Origin of the sequence: Kitasatospora sp. NPDC059571 (genome assembly GCF_042735675.1) — a bacterium.
GTDB lineage: Bacteria > Actinomycetota > Actinomycetes > Streptomycetales > Streptomycetaceae > Kitasatospora.
In genome coordinates, this window is sequence record NZ_JBHWBW010000119.1 from 3,259 (window position 1) to 18,638 (window position 15,380).

The following is a 15,380-nucleotide window of genomic DNA, read 5'->3' on the forward strand; positions in this document are numbered from 1 at the left end:
GCCCGCCACGCGCCCCCCCGCCCCCCACCCCCACACCAACCTCCCCCCCCGGCGCGCGCGGGGCGCCCGGGGGGGCGCGCCCCGCCGGGCCCGGCCCGGGTCAGTGGATCTCGTCGACGACCACGTCGAGCTGCCAGGCCCGCTTGGCGGTGCCCCGGGCGGACACCTCGACGCGGTAGCCCAGCCCGGTGAGCGCGTCCACCAGCTCGCCCGGCGCGGCCGGCTCGGCGGCGGCGTTCAGCAGGTCGCGGACCAGCCGCCCCTTGGTGGCCTTGTTGAAGTGGCTCACCACCGACCGCTTCAGCACCCCGTCCACCTCGCGCTCGTGCAGCACCCGCACGGTCGCCGTCCGCGCCGCGACCTCGCCGGCCGGCTTCCACGCCGCCGCGTACGCCGAACTGCGCAGGTCCAGCACCAGGCCGTCCCCGGCCGGCACCGCCGCGTCCATCAGCGTGCGCCAGTACGTGCCGAGCGCGCCGATCCCCGGCAGCTTCACGCCCATCGAGCAGCGGTACGGCGGGATCCGGTCGCCGATCCGCACCGCCCCCCAGAGCCCGGAGAAGACCAGCAGCGACCGCTCGGCGCGCGCGTACGCGGCGGCGTCCAGCTTCGCCAGCCCCAGGTTGTCGAACAGCACGCCGGTGTACACCTCGCCGGCGGGCAGCGCGCCCGCCTCCGGCAGCCCGGCGTTGCGGGCCACCTCGCCGCGCAGGCCCCTCGACAGGCCGAGCACCTCGGCGGCCTGCTCCTCGTCGCCGCGGCAGAGCCCCACCAGGGCGTCCAGCACCGCCCGCCGCCCCGCGGCCAGCTCCGGCAGCGACAGCGACCCGAGGTCGACCGGCGCCCCGTCCCCCGACGCGGCCTTGCCCTCCGACGGCGGCAACAGGACCAGCACAGCGGCACTCCTTCAACAATCCGTGGCACGACCCCGCCACCCTACCGAGGCCGCGGCACCACCCGCGCCGGGCTACCGGCCGCCGGCCGCCACCACCGCCGCGCCCGCGCCCAGCACCAGGCAGAACGGCGCGTAGTACCGCCGGTCCAGCCGCACGAAACGCTCCGTCCGCACGATCCGCCCGCGGCCGTACAGCACCGGGCCGACCGTCCCGCGGGCCAGCAGCACCCCCGCCACCCCGGCCGCACCGGCCGTCCGCAGCACCCGGGGCCCGACCGCCGGCAGCACCCCGGCCCGCGCCCCGACCAGACCGGCCGCCGCGCCCAGCGCGCCCGCCACCCCCAGACACATCTCCGGCGTCGGCACCCGCTCCACCCCGACCCCGACCACGGCGTCCGCGAAGTCCGCGCGATCCGCCAGCGGCCACGGTGAACGCGACCACACCGCATGGAGCCCGGCCACCGCCGCCAGCGCCCCCGCCGTCACCGCCCCCACCGCCCGCACCGGGCCCGCAGGCCGTCCCGCAGCTGCCGTCATGGCCTCCCCCTCGGTCGTCCGGCCCGGCCGGCCGGAGCCCGCGGCCACCCTACGCCGATGACACCCCGTCAGCCCGGACACCCCCCGCACCGGTGACGCCCGGCCCGCCCGGGGCGCCGACCGGCCCGCCGCGCCTTACGCTGCGACCATGCCGCGCCGACACCTGAGCGTCCGCACCGCCGACACCGCCCGGATCAACACCGAGCTGGACGAGCTCCGCACCCGCCTGGAGATCCGCTCCGACTGGCCCGCCGAGGCGCTCGCCGAGGCGGACCGCGCGGCCGCCGTCCCCCGCCTGCCCGACCTCGACGCCACCGACCTCGACCTGTTCACCCTCGACCCGCCGGACTCCCGCGACCTCGACCAGGCCATGCACCTCGCCCGGCGCGACGGCGGCTACCGGGTCCACTACGCCATCGCCGACGTCGCCGCCTTCGTCGCCCCCGACGGCGCCGTCGACACCGAGGCCCGGCGCCGGATCCAGACCCTGTACTTCCCCGACCTGCGGGTGCCGCTGCACCCCGCCCGGCTCTCCGAGGGGGCGGCCAGCCTGCTGCCCGGCGAACTGCGGCCCGCCGTCCTCTGGCAGATCGACCTCGACGCGGACGGCGCCGTCCTGCTCGCCGACGTCCGGCGGGCCCAGGTCCGCTCCCGCCGCCGGCTCGACTACGCCGGCGTGCAGGACGCCCTCGACACCGGCCGCGCCGACGAACAGCTCACCCTGCTCGCCGAGATCGGCCGGCTGCGCGAACAGCAGGAGGCCGCCCGCGGCGGCGTCAGCCTGCCCGTGCCGGAACAGGAGGTCGAACCCGCCGACGGCGGCTACCGGCTCGCCTACCGCGCCGGCCGCCCCGCCGACGGCTGGAACGCCCAGATCTCCCTGCTCACCGGGATGGCCGCCGCCGACCTCATGCTCGACGCCGGCATCGGCGTGCTGCGCACCCTGCCCGCCGCACCGGAGGCCGCCTACGACCGGCTCCGCCGGGTGGCCCGCGCCCTCGGCGTCGACTGGCCGGCCGGCGTCCCCTACCCGCAGCTGATCCGCGGCCTCGACACGGCCGACACCCGCAACACCGCCTTCCTCAACGAGTGCACCGGCCTGCTCCGCGGCGCCGGGTACGCCGCCTTCGACACCGCCCGGCAGGTCCCGCCGCCCGCCGACCCCGGGCACGCGGCCCTCGCCGCCCCGTACGCGCACTGCACCGCGCCGCTGCGCCGGCTGGTCGACCGGTACGCCCAGGAGATCTGCCTGGCGGTGGCGGGCGGCGTCGACGTCCCGGCCTGGGTGCGGGACGGGCTGCTGGACCTGCCGCCGCTGATGGAGCGCGGCGACCGGCGGGCCCACGAGGTCGAACGGGCCTGCGTCGACCTGGTCGAGGCGGAGCTGCTGCGCGGGCGCGAGGGCGAGGACTTCGACGCGGTGGTGATCGACGTCGACGAGAAGCGGCCGGCCCTCGGCACCGTGCAGCTGGCCGAGCCGGCGGTGGTCGCCCGCTGCGAGGGCCGGGCCGGCGGCGGGCTGCCGCTCGGTGAGCGGATCCGGGTCCGGCTGACCACGGCCGACCCCGCGACCCGCACCGTCCGCTTCGCCGCGGCCTGAGCCCGGCTCCAGCCGCCGCCGGGACGCTGTCCGCCCGGCCACCGCCCCTTCGAGAATGCCCGTCCGTGCCGCCCTTCCCGGCGCACCGACCCTCCGTCCGCCCCCGACCCCTGTGAGCCGCCCGGATGTCCACGATCCGACCCGCATCGCCAGCGCCAGGCCCCGAGTGTGATGATCGGTCCGTGAGCGCGGAGTCCAGTCCGGAGGGCCGCCGACGGCGGCTGCTGATCCTCGCCATCTGCTGCCTCAGCCTGTTCATCGTCGGGCTGGACAACACGGTGGTGAACATCGCGCTGCCGTCCATCCAGCACGACCTGAACGCCCCGGCCTCCGGACTGCAGTGGATCATCGACGCCTACACCCTGGTGCTCGCCGCGCTGCTGATCCTCTCCGGCTCGGTCGCCGACCGGATCGGCCGGCGCCGGGTCTTCCTCACCGGCCTGCTGGTCTTCGTGCTCGGCTCCCTGCTGTGCAGCCTCGCCCCCGGCCTCGGCTGGCTGATCGGCTTCCGGGTGGTGCAGGCCGTCGGCGGGTCGATGCTCAACCCGGTGGCGATGTCGATCATCACCAACACCTTCACCGACCGGCGCGAGCGCGCCCAGGCGATCGGCGTCTGGGGCGGGGTGGTCGGCATCTCGATGGCGCTCGGCCCGCTGATCGGCGGCCTGCTGGTGGACGGCGCCGGCTGGCCGTGGATCTTCCTGATCAACGTCCCGGTCGGCCTGGCCGCGTTCGCCCTCACCCTGCGGTACGTGCCCGAGTCCCGCGCCCCGCGGGCCCGCCGACTGGACCCGGTCGGGCAGCTGCTGATGCTGCTGCTGCTCGGCTGCGGCACCGCGGCCATCATCGAGGGCCCGGCCAACGGCTGGACGTCCCCGCTGATCGTCTCGCTCGCCGCGGTCGCGCTGACCGCACTGGCGCTGCTGCCGTTCTGGGAGCTGAGGGTCGCCGAGCCGCTGATCGACCCGCGGTTCTTCCGCAGCGTGCCGTTCGCCGGCGCCACCGTCACCGCGGTCTGCGCCTTCGCCGCGCTCAGCGGCTTCCTCTTCCTCAACGCCCTCTACCTCCAGGACGTCCGCCACTACAGCCCGTTCCGGGCCGGGCTCTGGACCCTGCCGATGGCGCTGGCGATGCTCGTCTTCGCGCCGCTGTCCGGGCGGATCGTCGGCCGGCAGGGGCCGCGGCTGCCGCTGGTCTGCGCCGGGATCGCGCTGGCCGCCAGCGGGCTGCTGCTCACCCGGCTCGCGGCCGACTCGCCGGCGTCGCTGCTGCTCGCCGCGTACACGCTGTTCGGGATCGGCTTCGGACTGGTGAACGCGCCGATCACCAACTCCGCGGTGTCCGGGATGCCGCTGTCCCAGGCGGGGGTGGCCGCGGCGGTCGCCTCGACCAGCCGGCAGATCGGGCAGTCGCTCGGCGTGGCGGTGATCGGCACGGTGGTGACCGCGGCCGTGGCCGGGCCGTTCGCCGAGGCGTTCCCGGCGGCGAGCCATGCAGGCTGGTGGATCGTGACCGGGCTGGGCCTGACCGTCCTGGTGCTCGGGCTGGTCACCACCACGCCGTGGGCGCTGCGGACGGCGGCGCGGACGGCCGACGCGGTCGGCGGCCCGGTCGGGACCGGTGTCCCGGGGGCGGCCGCCGAGCGGCTACGATGACCACTACGGCGGACGAGCCGGCCGGGCGGTCGCGACGGGTCCCTCACGGGGCTCGCCGAGGAACGTCCGGGCTCCACAGAGCAGGGTGGTGGGTAACGCCCACCCGGGGTGACCCGCGGGACAGTGCCACAGAAAGCAGACCGCCCACCGCTTCGGCGGAGGGTAAGGGTGAAACGGTGGTGTAAGAGACCACCAGCGACCGAGGTGACTCGGCCGGCTCGGTAAACCCCACCTGGAGCAAGGTCAAGATCGGTGCCCCTCGGGGCGCCGTGCGCGGATGTCCGAGGGCTGCTCGCCCGAGTCCGCGGGTGGACCGCACGAGGCTGTCGGCAACGGCAGCCCTAGATGGATGGCCGCCTCCCCGGGCCGCGCAAGCAACCCGGGAGACAGAACCCGGCGTATAGGTCGCGCTCGTCCGTCGCCTGACCGAGGAAGGCCCCCTGGCCTGCGAATATGCAGGTCAGGGGGCCTTTCGCATGCCCGCCGGAGGGCGTTCGCACTCCCGCCCGATCGAGCCTATTTCGGCCTGTTTCTCGGTGTCGTGTGGCGATGAGAAGCCCCTCGGGCTTCGCCTCTAACAGTGGTTCTGACCACCTCGGGGGCTGTCGGTCGTTAGAGCCACTAGGTGAACGAAGGAGTGACCTGTGGGCCCCACTGAAGAGGCGGCGTACGAGCGCCGTGTGCTCGAAGCCAAGTCGGCGGGGGTTGCCGTCCGCCCGGGACACGTCCGGACGACCTTCCTGGAGTGGTCTCAGCAATGGATCACTTCGAAGGAGCGGAGGCCGGGAACCCAGGGCTCGTACGAGATCAACCTCCGGAAGCACATCCAGCCGGCCCTCGGCGGCATGCTCCTGCACCGGATCGAGCCGCCTCACGTGCAGGCGTGGGTCAACGAGCTGGAGGCGAAGGGGTTGGCGCCCCGCACGGTGCACCTGATCTACAAGACGTTCCGGGCCTGCATCAACAGCGCCGTCCGAAAGCGTGTACTGCCCCGCTCGCCGTGCGTGGACATCGACCTCCCCGAGGTGAAGAAGAAGCGGGTCGTCCCGGCGACACGAGGGCAGGTGTGGGCTCTGCATCAGGCCATGCCTGTGCACTCCCGGGCCCTGATCATGGTCGGAGTCGGCTGCGGCCTGCGTTCTGGTGAGGCCCTGGGCCTGTGCGAGGACGTCATCGACTTCGAGACCGGCGTGCTCGTCGTGCGCCGCCAGGTCATCAAGGTGAAGTCGCAAGCTCGGCTGGTCGAGTACAACAAGAGCGAGACCTCGCACATGCGAGAGGTTCCTCTGCCGGCCTTCGCGCACAAGGCCCTGCTGCTGCACCTCGATACTCAGGGCGTGTTGGCCACGCCGGACGGTCACCGCGTCCTCTTCCGGTCATCCCGGGGGAACCTCTTCCGGCGGGACGCCTTCTACAAGACGTTCAAGCACGCGCTGAAGAGGGCCGGCCTTCCCGAGGACTTCCGCTTCCACGACCTCCGCCACACCTTCGCCTCTCACGCCCTCGATCAGGGTGTGCCGGAGTCCACGGTGCAGCTCTACATGGGTCACGCGTCGACCGAGGAACTGAAGGGCACCTACCACCACCAGGTGAAGGGGGCAGCGGCCCGCGACCGGGCCGCCCTCGAGGCGGTGTTCTTCGATGAGATCTCCGAAGTGGAGATCCCGGCCGGCGTGGAGGTGGACGACGAGGAAGAGGTCGAGTGAGGTGGCGGTCTAAGCCCTTCGGAGGACGTTTTCGCAGGTCGCGCCCAGCGAAGAGACCTCGCCCGGCGTACAGGCCGATTCGTCCGCCGGCCACGTCGAGGGAAGCCCTCTGACCTGCGTTCGTTCGCGGGGCGGGGGGCTTTTCCGTGCCCGCCTCCGAGGCTGCTGGGACAGGGGATTGTGCGCCGTGCTGGGTGCCGGCGGTCCTCCAGCGCTTGCCGCGCCTATCGAGAATCGATAGATTCCCATCGTGATTCGATGGAGGGATGGGTAGTGGGAAAGCTGACAGTGGGGGCGCTGCGCGCCGTGCTCGCGGTGGTGTTCACCGGCACCGTGCTCGTGCAGGTGCTGATGGTGTGGACGTTGGTCAGCGGGAAGGACCAGGAGGGCGGGACGCTGCCCCTGACGGCGTTTCGTGTGATCACGATCCTGGGCCTGGTGTCGGTCCAGGCCGCCCTGGGCTGCGTCTGGCGGCTGGTGGCGATGGTGCGGCGGGGGACGGTGTTCTCGCACGCGGCCTTCCGGTACGTGGACGGCGTGATCGGTGCGATCGTGGCGATCTCCCTCCTGTGGTTCACGGTCACCGCCGTCAATGCGCCGGGCCAGCGGGACGATCCGGGTGTCTCCCTCATCATGGGCGGCATCGGCCTGGCCATCCTGGGGGTCGCGCTCATCGTGCTCGTGCTGCGGATGCTGCTCGCCCAGGCCGTTGCACGCGACGTCGAGGCGACGCAGCTGAAGGCCGAGTTGGACGAGGTGATCTGATGCCCATCGTCGTCGACATCGACGTGATGCTGGCCCGGCGGAAGATGTCCGTGGGGGACCTCGCGGACCGCGTCGGGATCACCCCCGCCAACCTCGCGGTGCTCAAGAACGGTCGCGCCAAGGCCGTTCGCTTCGCGACGCTGGCCGCGCTCTGCGAGGCGCTCGGCTGCCAGCCGGGCGACCTGCTGCGCTGGGAGTCCGACGTCACCGCAGAGGTGTGAGCTCGGACGGCCGCCGTCAGGTGCCGAGTTCGGCGATGAGGCGGCGGTAGGTGTCGAACGCCGGCTTGGGGGAGTAGTCGTCCCGGAGGAGGCCGAAGCGGTCGAACAGCCCGGTGCCGGTGCTGTCCGCGTCGCGCAGCGAGAACAGCGTGTACCCGGTGAGGTGCAGGTCGCCGCGGAGCCGGTGGGCGGTGCGGACGACCTCCTCGACCACCTCGGCCTGCCGCCGTTCGGTGCGCTCCGGCCCGGTGGGCCAGCCGTTCTCGCAGATCCGCACCGGCATCCCGGCGCCGATGCCCGCCTGCGGCAGGGAGGTGCGGCGGAAGTGCCGCAGGACGGCCTCGACCGCGCCGGAGAGGTCCGCGGGGTCGACCGGGCGGAAGACGTCCGGGAAGAAGTCCAGGCCGACCCAGTCCAGGGCGTCGTGGAACGCCGCGTCCGCGCGGGCGCCGAGGTCCGGCCAGAAGTCGTCGGCCGGGTCGAAGGACGGCACGGCGTTGAACCCGACCCGGGCGTCCAGACCCTGCGCGCGGATCTCCTCCTTGGCGGCGACGACTCCGGCCGTCAGCGCCGCCCGCACGTTCGGGATGCTGCCGTCCACCGGCGGCAGGTCGAGGTTCGGCTCCTCGCAGATCTGCACGTGCGCCAGGGCCGGCCCGTAGCTGCGGACGGCGGTGCGGACGAAGTCGGGCCAGCCTTCGAGGCATCCGGTGGCGGCGCGGAAGGGCAGTACGAGGTCGAGTCGGCGGCCTCCGCCGAGCAGCCGGTCGGGTTCGGCCGGGGTGGCGGGCCCCGATCCGGCGTCCGGCCCGGTGAACGGGAGGTAGGCGCGGACGAGCAGACCCGGTGCGGGGCCCTGGAGTTCGCGCAGTGCCGCGGTGATCCGGGCCGGGTCGTCCGGGAGCCGGGGGTGGACCAGGCCGGTGTCGCTGCCGAGCAGGCCGCCGGGGTAGATGCCGAGGTCGAAGGTCATGGCGGGCAGCCTAGCCGAGAATTTTGGTGTCAACGCAAGTTTGCAGTTCATCCATGATTCCCGGCTAGGATCGCCGCATGGGACTCCGCGAACTCAAGAAGCAGCAGACCCGGACGGCGATCGCCGACATCGCCACGGGTCTGTTCGCCGAGCACGGATTCGACCGGGTCACCGTGGCCGAGGTGGCACGGGCCGCGGGCGTCGCGGTCAACACCGTCTTCAACTACTTCCCGGCCAAGGAGGACCTCTTCTTCGACCGGCAGGACGAGGTCACCGGCCACCTCGCCCGCGTCGTGCGCACCCGGCCCGCCGGGACCTCCGCCGCCCGGGCCATCGGCGCGGACCTGGTCGCCGCCCTGGAGCGGGGCGAGCCCACCCTCGGACTCGGCGCCGAGGCGCGGGTGTTCTGGTCGGTGGTGGCCGGCAGCGCCGCCCTGCGCGCCCGGGCCCTGGAGATCGGCGAGGCCGCCGAGGCCGCACTCGCCGCGGAGCTCGCCGCCGAGGCCGCCGCCGGCCCGGACGGTGCGTATCCGCGGGCACTCGCCGGGGCGCTGGCCGGCGCCCACCGCGCCCTGCTCGCCGAGATCCGGCGCCGGGTGGTGGCCGGGGATCCGCCCGAGGACGTCCGCCGTGCGGTCGCCGCCGCGGCCCGCGCCGCGTTCGACCGCCTCGACGCGGCCTTCGGTGACACGGGCTCCGGTGACGGCGCGTCGACGGGCGCGGGGAGCTGACGGCGGCACCGGGCGGCCGGTGCCCGCGGCCGCTGGTCAGGCCCGCTCCGCGTCGTGGGCGGCGATCGCGGCGGTGATCCGGAGCAGGTCGGCCGGGCGGGCGGGGTCGAGGCCGGTGAGGGCGGCGATCCGGCGCAGCCGGTAGTCCACGGTGTTGGGGTGCAGGTGGAGGGTGCGCGCGGTGTGGCGGCGGTTGAGGCCGCCGGCCAGGTGGGTGCGCAGGGTGGTGAGGAGTTCGCCGCCGGGCTGCAGCGGTTCGATCAGGGCGGCGAGTCGGCGCCGGGCGTGGCCGGGTCTGGTGAGCTGGTACTCCAGCAGCACGTCGTCCAGCCGGTGCAGGCCCGCCGGTCTGCCGAAGGCTCTTGCCACGTCGAGGATTTCGCGGGCCAGCTCGGCGGCGGCGGGGACGCCCGCCGGCGTTGCGGCGACCGCTCCGGCGAGCACCGGCACCCCGGCCGCCTGCGCGGTGCGGGCGACCAGGTCGGCGAGCCGCTCCCAGGCGGCGGTCGGGATCTCGCCCGGCCCGTGCTCCAGCGGGACGAGCACCGGCCCGCCCGCCGCGGAGAGCAGCGAGAGCGCGGACTGCCGGGTGCGGTGGTCGAGTTCGCTGCGCAGCCGGCGGAGCTTGCGGTGCCCGGCGACGGCGGGGTCGACGCCCTCGGCCCGCTCGTCGGGGTGGTCGCCGACGGACAGCACGAGCACGGCGTAGCCGGGCGGCAGCCGCAGCCCCGCGCGGGTGGCGGCCTCCTCGGCGGCGCCGCCGTCGAGCAGGGCGGTGAGCAGGGCGTGCCGGGCGGCGTGGCGTTCGTCGGCCATCGTTCGGCGCTCCTCGAAGTAGCCGGCGCCGGCCGCGGCGGTGACCTGCCGCAGGTGGTCGAGGAGCAGCCGGTTGAGGGTCACCAGGTCGGCGGTGTCGCCCTCCTGGGCCCGGGCGGCGACCCGGTCCCAGCAGATCTGGAGGCCGAGGTGGTGGGCGAGCAGGACGGCGTCCAGCGGGAGGCCCTCCTCGGCGCGGCGGGCGGCGGCGTCCCGGACGGCGTCGAACTCGGCGGCGGGGACGGGCTCCCCGGTGCGGACGGCTTGGGCGAAGGAGCGGATCCGGCCCTCGGTGATCCGGGTGAGCTCTCCGGTGAGCTGTTCCCGGGGCAGCCGGCGGTAGGTCGGCACCCGTTCGAGGAGCGCGGCCAGGACGGCGTCGACCAGGGCCGGGACGCCGGCCAGCAGGAGTTGGTCGGCGGGGGTGCCGCCGATCACCGGGATGTGCCAGGTCGGCCGGGGTTCCGGGCCGTTGTGATGGCTCACAGAAAACACCGTCCAGGTCTGGAGGACGCCCAAGGGCCGGCCCGGCGCGGCGCCCGCATCATGGGAGCCCCGGTTACCTGTTGGTAACAAAATTCTGGTGTGGAGGCAACAGTGAGAACCCCACTTCTCCGCTTCTCCGCAAGACTCCCGCTCCACCGGCTGCTCGGAGCCCTCGGCGCCGCGCTCCTCGCGGCCGCCCTGCTCGCCGGCGGCAGTACCCCCGCACATGCCGCCGACCCCGCTGCCGTGAGCGCGGCCGCACCTGACGGCGACTCGGTCGCCTCCCCGCCCGGCGCCAACGACTGGAGCTGCCGCCCGACGGCCGCCCACCCCGACCCGGTCGTCCTGGTCCACGGCACCTTCGCCAACCGCTACGAGAACTGGCTGGTCCTCTCGCCGCTCCTGAAGAGCCTGGGCTACTGCGTCTTCGCGCTCGACTACGGCACCGTGCCCGGCGTCACCTCCTCCGGCAGCGGCCTGATCCTGCCGATCGGCGGGCTCGGCCCGGCGGCCGACTCGGCGGCCCAACTCGCCCGGTTCGTCGACCTGGTGCGCACCGCGACCGGCGCCGCCAAGGTCGACCTGGTCGGCCACTCGCAGGGCGGCATGCTGCCCAACTACTACGTGAAGTTCCTCGGCGGCGCCGGCAAGGTCGGCAAGGTGATCGGCCTCGCCCCGTCCAACCACGGCACCACCCTGGACGGCATCGCCAACCTCGCCCCGTACCTGCCGGGGGTCGCCGACCTCGTCTACACCGCCTGCCCGGCCTGCCGGGACCAGGTGGTCGGCTCGGCCTTCAACCAGAAGCTCGCCTCCGTCCCGGACGCGGTGCCGGGCATCCAGTACACGGTGATCATGACCGCCTTCGACGAGGTCGTGACGCCCTACCGCACCCAGGCGCTGTCCGGCTCGAACGTCACCAACGTGGTGATCCAGGACCGCTGCCCGATCGACCTGGCCGAGCACGTGCTGATCGCCTTCGACCCGACGGCGCTGCACTACGTCACCAACGCGCTCGACCCGGCGCACGCCGGCACGGTGTACTGCGGCTGAGCCGCACGCCGCGGGGCCCCGCTCCGGCGGGGCCCCGTCCGCGTGCCCGGAGGCCGCCGTCGGGGAGCAGTGGTCGGGAGGCCCCCGTCAGGGCTGTTCGAGCAGGGTGACGGCGAGGTCGCGCAGCGGTGTCAGCCGGGCGGCGCTGAAGCCGTGGTACACCGCGTTGGTCAGCAGGACCAGGTAGCGGCCGGCCGCCGGTGCGAGGTAGAGGCTGGTGCCGGTGTACCCGTGGTGGTACGCGACGCCGCCGTCGGTGAGGATCCAGGCGAGCCCGCGGCTGCGGCCCGGTTCGATGGCGGCCTGCGGGCGCAGGCTCCGGGCCAGCCACGGGTCGCCGGCCAGCAGGTGCTCGGCGAAGGTCGCGAGGTCGTGCGCGGTGGAGAACACCCCGGCATGACCGGCCACCCCGCCCAGCAGCGCCGAGTTGGGGTCGTGCGGCACCCCCCAGGTGCGCGGCGCCCCGCGCAGCCGCTGTTCGGTCGGGGCGACCTGCGGAGAGCGCCGGAGCGGCCCGAACTCGGTCTCGTGCATCCCGAGTTCGTCCCAGAGCAGATCGGCGGAGGCCTGCAGCGGGCGGCCGTACGCGGCGGTGAGCAGCAGGCCGAGCAGGACGAACCCGCGGTCGATGTAGCGGTGTTCGCTGCCCGGCTCGGAGAACAGCGGTGCGGCGCAGAGGAGTTCGGCGAGCGGGCGGTCGGCCAGCAGGTAGCGGTCGAGCCTGGTCTCCGGCTGCATGCCGGAGGTGTGGCTCATCAGCCGGCGGACGGTCAGCAGCCCGCCGGGGGCGGGGAGGCCGGGGAAGCGCTCGCGCAGCGGTTCGTCCAGGTCGAGCAGTCCGGCGGCCACCGCCCGCCCGGTGAGGGCCCAGGTTGCCGTGATCTTGGTGAGCGAGGCCAGGTCGTAGCGGGTGTGTTCGTCGGGTGCGGCCGGGCCGCACTCGGGTGCGACCACTCCGCAGGCGCGGACGGTGCGGGCGGCCCGGCCTCCGGCGGCCGTCTCGCCGAGCACGAACACCCCGCCCGGTACGCCGCGTTCGTGCACCGCGCTGTCCAGGGCCGCGGTGAGGGCGGCCGCCGTGGTCGACGTCCAGGGCGTGGTGGTGGTCACGGTGCGTCCCTCCGCTGCCGGTCGAACGGGCTGGTGCGGGTCGTGCGTCCCTCCCGGATTCTCGCCCGGCGCCGGGCGGCCCGACCAGAGGGCCTCGCCGGGCCGGCCGCGGCGGCGGGCGGGCGGGTCAGCCCCGTCCGGCGGACAGCTCGCGCAGGGCCGCCATCGCGCGGTCGGCGTCGTCCGCGCCGACGAACAGGTGGTCGTGGTGGAAGCCCGCCACCACGTTGCAGCTGATGCCGTGTCCGGCGAGGGCGGTCGCGACCGCGGCGGTCAGGCCGACCGCCTCCAGCGCCGAGTGCACCTGGAGGGTGATCCAGGCCGCCACGTACGCGTAGGGCAGCCCGAGCGAGTCGGCCTCCTCCTGCGCCACCACGAAGGTGACGCCCTCCGCCTCGGCGACCGTCACCACCGGTCGCAGCCCGGCGGGGACCTTCCCGGGGAGGGTGCAGTACACGTACCGCCCCGGATTGAGGACCGGGTGCAGTCCGGCGAGCAGCGTGGCGAGGTCTCGTTCAGCGGCCATGCGGCCACCGTAGTGGGCGCGGGCGGCGCGGCGGCGGATTGCGTCCGGGCGTCGCGGGCTGTCGTTCACCGTTGACGAGCGACAGTCACCGATATATCGTCGAGCTATCGAGATGCTTCGAGAGAGGAGCGTCCCAGACGGAAGGTGGTGCGCACGATGCGCGCAGGAAAGCGATTCCGAGGAGAGGGTCGGCGCGGTCCGGTGCCCGGTGAGGGTTTCGAGCCCTACGGGGAGCGGCCGGCGTTCGGGCCCTTCGGCGGCCCCGGCGGCCCCGGGATGCCGCCGCGGCCGATGGGCCCGTTCGGGCACGGCTTCGGCGGCCCGGGCCACGGCCACGGCGGTCGGGGCGGGCGCGGCTGGGGAGGTCCCCGCCGCGGCGGCCGGGCCAGGCGCGGCGACGTCCGGGCCTCGCTGCTCGCGCTGCTCAGGGAGCGGCCGATGCACGGCTACGAGATGATCACCGAGATCGGCGAGCGGACGGGCGGCGCCTGGCGGCCCAGTCCGGGGTCGGTCTACCCGACCCTCCAGCTGCTGGAGGAGGAGGGCCTGATCGCCGCTCAGGAGACTGGCGGCAAGAAGCTGTTCGAGCTCACCGGGACCGGCCGGGCCGAGGCCGAGAACGGCCCGGACTCCCCGTGGGAGGAGGCCGGCCGCGGCGTCGACTGGGAGGCCGTCCAGGAGGTGGGCGCGGCGCTGGGCGCCGTCGACCACGCCATCCGCCAGGTGATGACGACCGGCACCGAGGAGCAGCGGGCCAAGGGCCTCGCCGTCCTCAACGAGGCGAAGCGCAAGCTCTACCTGATCCTGGCCGACGAGCAGGTGTGAGTACGGCTCCCGGGCCCGGGCAGGGCCCGCGCGGGTGCGGCGCCGGGGCCGGTCAGGCCCCGGCGTCGTGCTCGTAGCGCCAGCGCCAGCGGCCCTTGGCGTCGTACTCCTTGGCCCGCCGGTAGACCAGGGTGAGCGCCGGGTTGTCGCCGTGCGCGGGCACCGGGACGCGGTAGACCTTCGGCACGTTGTGGAACAGGCTCAGCAGGATCGGCAGCACCCTGCCGTCCAGGGGCCCGCCGACGAATTCGGTCTCCGCGCTCTTCACGCCCCCCAGCGTACGCGGAGCCGGCCCCTTTCCCCCGGGGTGCCGGCCCGCTCCGTCCCGGTGCAGGTCCGGCACCTGCGGTGCAGGTCCGGCAGAGGCGGTGTGGAGCAGGTGTGACCGGCGCAGCACCGCCCCCGGTCATTCGGGGGCCCTCCGCACCCTTATCCTGCTCTGTACGCCCCCGGGTTCCACCCGGGTCCGCGGGCCCCGTACGGGCCGGTCCGGGCGCGCGCATGCGCGTCCCGCCGCCGAGCCGCAACTCTCGAACTCCGTACCGTGACCCCGGGCGTCGGCCGTCCGGAGACCCCGGTACCGGCCCACGGCAGACTCGACACTCGGCCATCCCGGGAAGCAGCGGGCCGCGCCGGGCGTTGCGTCGGATGTTGCGTCGTCGCCGTGCCGTACCAGGCACGGCGGATCACGGCAGAGCGGAAGGGGCCCGATGGGAGCCAGCAGCAGGTGGACGACCTGGTGGCGGCGGGAGCAGCAGCAGGACGGCCCGGTCACGGGCGGGGATGCAGCGGTCCGGCTTGATCTGCTGCTCGGCGCGGTGCGCGCCGGGTTCCCGCTGGCACCGGCCGCACATCCGGCGGGCCACCGATGTTCCTGCGACCGGGTCGGCTGTCCGGCGCCCGCGCAGCACCCGGTCTCCTTCGCCTGGCAGACCCAGGCCACCACCGAGCCCGAGCAGCTGGCCCGTTGGCTCTCCCGCGACCCGCAGGCGAACTTCGTCACCGCCACCGGTCGCACCCACGACGTCCTGGACGTGCCCGCCGAGGCCGGCCGGCTCGCCCTGGAGCGCCTGGACGAGCGCGGGGTCGGCGGCCCGGTCGCCGCGGTCGGCGACGACCGCTACCTCTTCTTCACCGCGACCCGCGGCACCCCGGCCGACGAGGACGAGTGGTGGACGAGCGCGCTGGACTCCACCCCCGACACCATGTCCGAGCACCCCGGCCTGCGCTGGCACTGCCGCGGCTCCTACACGCTGCTGCCGCCCGCCGCGCTGCTCGACGGCTCCCAGGTGCGCTGGTTGCGCGGCCCCGAGCAGCCGCTGCCGGACCCGCTGCGGGTCCTCGACGTCCTCACCGACGCCTGCACCGAGGTCGGCGCCGTCGCCGAGGAGCAGTGGCTGATCGGCTGACCACCCCCGCCCCCAGGCCCCCGGGCGCGCGGGGGCGGGGCGCGCGCGCGCGCCGCGAGAACAGCGACACTC

Annotated in this window: 16 protein-coding genes and 1 other RNA gene; 10 read left to right on the forward strand and 7 right to left on the reverse strand. The window is 74.6% G+C overall.

Annotated features, from left to right (window positions below; all coding sequences use genetic code 11):
- Positions 1-100: 100 nt before the first annotated feature.
- Both yaaA and ACFV0G_RS16085 read right to left on the reverse strand, forming a co-directional pair.
- The gene (gene yaaA / locus ACFV0G_RS16080) at positions 101-895 is read right to left on the reverse strand and encodes a peroxide stress protein YaaA (protein ID WP_380547069.1); all 795 of its coding nucleotides are present in this window, start codon (positions 893-895) and stop codon (positions 101-103) included.
- Positions 896-967: 72 nt separating this feature from the next.
- Positions 968-1,432 (reverse strand): DUF3995 domain-containing protein, encoded by a 465-nt coding sequence (locus ACFV0G_RS16085; RefSeq protein ID WP_380547071.1) that lies wholly within the window; start codon positions 1,430-1,432, stop codon positions 968-970.
- A gap of 148 nt (positions 1,433-1,580) precedes the next feature.
- On the opposite strand from ACFV0G_RS16085, the gene ACFV0G_RS16090 reads away from it, so the two are divergent.
- The 6 genes from ACFV0G_RS16090 (at position 1,581) to ACFV0G_RS16115 (ending at position 7,379) form a co-directional block, all read left to right on the forward strand.
- Positions 1,581-3,032 (forward strand): RNB domain-containing ribonuclease, encoded by a 1,452-nt coding sequence (locus ACFV0G_RS16090; RefSeq protein WP_380547073.1) that lies wholly within the window; start codon positions 1,581-1,583, stop codon positions 3,030-3,032.
- Positions 3,033-3,214: 182 nt separating this feature from the next.
- A complete protein-coding gene (locus tag ACFV0G_RS16095; RefSeq protein ID WP_380547075.1) occupies positions 3,215-4,687 on the forward strand; it encodes an MFS transporter in 1,473 nt (490 codons plus the stop codon).
- 13 nt (positions 4,688-4,700) lie between these two features.
- Positions 4,701-5,105, forward strand: an RNA gene (gene rnpB, locus ACFV0G_RS16100) — RNase P RNA component class A.
- A gap of 226 nt (positions 5,106-5,331) precedes the next feature.
- The gene (locus ACFV0G_RS16105) at positions 5,332-6,393 is read left to right on the forward strand and encodes a tyrosine-type recombinase/integrase (RefSeq protein WP_380547077.1); all 1,062 of its coding nucleotides are present in this window, start codon (positions 5,332-5,334) and stop codon (positions 6,391-6,393) included.
- Positions 6,394-6,666: 273 nt separating this feature from the next.
- Positions 6,667-7,158 carry a DUF2975 domain-containing protein gene (locus ACFV0G_RS16110; RefSeq protein WP_380547079.1) on the forward strand — a complete coding sequence of 164 codons (492 nt, stop codon included), beginning with the start codon at positions 6,667-6,669 and terminating at the stop codon, positions 7,156-7,158.
- A complete protein-coding gene (locus ACFV0G_RS16115) occupies positions 7,158-7,379 on the forward strand; it encodes a helix-turn-helix domain-containing protein (protein WP_380547081.1) in 222 nt (73 codons plus the stop codon). Before ACFV0G_RS16110 ends, ACFV0G_RS16115 begins: the two co-directional genes overlap by 1 nt.
- 16 nt (positions 7,380-7,395) lie before the next feature.
- Here ACFV0G_RS16115 and ACFV0G_RS16120 read toward each other — a convergent pair whose 3' ends face one another.
- Complete coding sequence (locus ACFV0G_RS16120; protein ID WP_380547083.1) at positions 7,396-8,352, reverse strand: hypothetical protein; 957 nt, start codon at positions 8,350-8,352, stop codon at positions 7,396-7,398.
- Between the two features lie 77 nt (positions 8,353-8,429).
- Between ACFV0G_RS16120 and ACFV0G_RS16125 the strand changes: the two genes are divergently transcribed.
- Complete coding sequence (locus tag ACFV0G_RS16125; protein ID WP_380547085.1) at positions 8,430-9,083, forward strand: TetR/AcrR family transcriptional regulator; 654 nt, start codon at positions 8,430-8,432, stop codon at positions 9,081-9,083.
- Between the two features lie 36 nt (positions 9,084-9,119).
- On the opposite strand, the gene ACFV0G_RS16130 is transcribed toward ACFV0G_RS16125, so the two are convergent.
- The gene (locus ACFV0G_RS16130) at positions 9,120-10,385 is read right to left on the reverse strand and encodes a PucR family transcriptional regulator (protein WP_380547087.1); all 1,266 of its coding nucleotides are present in this window, start codon (positions 10,383-10,385) and stop codon (positions 9,120-9,122) included.
- Positions 10,386-10,496: 111 nt separating this feature from the next.
- Between ACFV0G_RS16130 and ACFV0G_RS16135 the strand changes: the two genes are divergently transcribed.
- On the forward strand, positions 10,497-11,438 hold the full coding sequence (locus tag ACFV0G_RS16135) for an esterase/lipase family protein (protein ID WP_380547089.1): 942 nt from the start codon (positions 10,497-10,499) through the stop codon (positions 11,436-11,438).
- 87 nt (positions 11,439-11,525) lie between these two features.
- On the opposite strand, the gene ACFV0G_RS16140 is transcribed toward ACFV0G_RS16135, so the two are convergent.
- Together ACFV0G_RS16140 and ACFV0G_RS16145 are read right to left on the reverse strand one after the other, a co-directional pair.
- Positions 11,526-12,548: a serine hydrolase domain-containing protein gene (locus tag ACFV0G_RS16140; protein ID WP_380547091.1), complete on the reverse strand. Its 1,023-nt coding sequence runs from the start codon at positions 12,546-12,548 to the stop codon at positions 11,526-11,528.
- A gap of 127 nt (positions 12,549-12,675) precedes the next feature.
- Positions 12,676-13,074 (reverse strand): ACT domain-containing protein, encoded by a 399-nt coding sequence (locus ACFV0G_RS16145; protein WP_380547093.1) that lies wholly within the window; start codon positions 13,072-13,074, stop codon positions 12,676-12,678.
- Positions 13,075-13,230: 156 nt separating this feature from the next.
- Between ACFV0G_RS16145 and ACFV0G_RS16150 the strand changes: the two genes are divergently transcribed.
- A complete protein-coding gene (locus ACFV0G_RS16150; protein ID WP_380547095.1) occupies positions 13,231-13,899 on the forward strand; it encodes a PadR family transcriptional regulator in 669 nt (222 codons plus the stop codon).
- Positions 13,900-13,951: 52 nt separating this feature from the next.
- Here ACFV0G_RS16150 and ACFV0G_RS16155 read toward each other — a convergent pair whose 3' ends face one another.
- Positions 13,952-14,167, reverse strand: a complete 216-nt coding sequence (locus ACFV0G_RS16155; RefSeq protein WP_380547097.1) for a hypothetical protein — start codon at positions 14,165-14,167, stop codon at positions 13,952-13,954.
- 442 nt (positions 14,168-14,609) lie between these two features.
- Between ACFV0G_RS16155 and ACFV0G_RS16160 the strand changes: the two genes are divergently transcribed.
- Positions 14,610-15,308: a bifunctional DNA primase/polymerase gene (locus tag ACFV0G_RS16160; protein WP_380547099.1), complete on the forward strand. Its 699-nt coding sequence runs from the start codon at positions 14,610-14,612 to the stop codon at positions 15,306-15,308.
- Positions 15,309-15,380 lie beyond the last annotated feature (72 nt).

Coding starts and splice junctions, on each gene's coding strand:
- ACFV0G_RS16085 (WP_380547071.1), bottom strand. CDS start 1,432: ATGACGGCAGCTGCGGGACGGCCTGCGGGCCCGGTGCGGGCGGTGGGG.
- ACFV0G_RS16145 (WP_380547093.1), bottom strand. CDS start 13,074: ATGGCCGCTGAACGAGACCTCGCCACGCTGCTCGCCGGACTGCACCCG.
- ACFV0G_RS16120 (WP_380547083.1), bottom strand. CDS start 8,352: ATGACCTTCGACCTCGGCATCTACCCCGGCGGCCTGCTCGGCAGCGAC.
- ACFV0G_RS16160 (WP_380547099.1), top strand. CDS start 14,610: ATGGGAGCCAGCAGCAGGTGGACGACCTGGTGGCGGCGGGAGCAGCAG.
- ACFV0G_RS16115 (WP_380547081.1), top strand. CDS start 7,158: ATGCCCATCGTCGTCGACATCGACGTGATGCTGGCCCGGCGGAAGATG.
- ACFV0G_RS16150 (WP_380547095.1), top strand. CDS start 13,231: ATGCGCGCAGGAAAGCGATTCCGAGGAGAGGGTCGGCGCGGTCCGGTG.
- ACFV0G_RS16090 (WP_380547073.1), top strand. CDS start 1,581: ATGCCGCGCCGACACCTGAGCGTCCGCACCGCCGACACCGCCCGGATC.
- ACFV0G_RS16125 (WP_380547085.1), top strand. CDS start 8,430: ATGGGACTCCGCGAACTCAAGAAGCAGCAGACCCGGACGGCGATCGCC.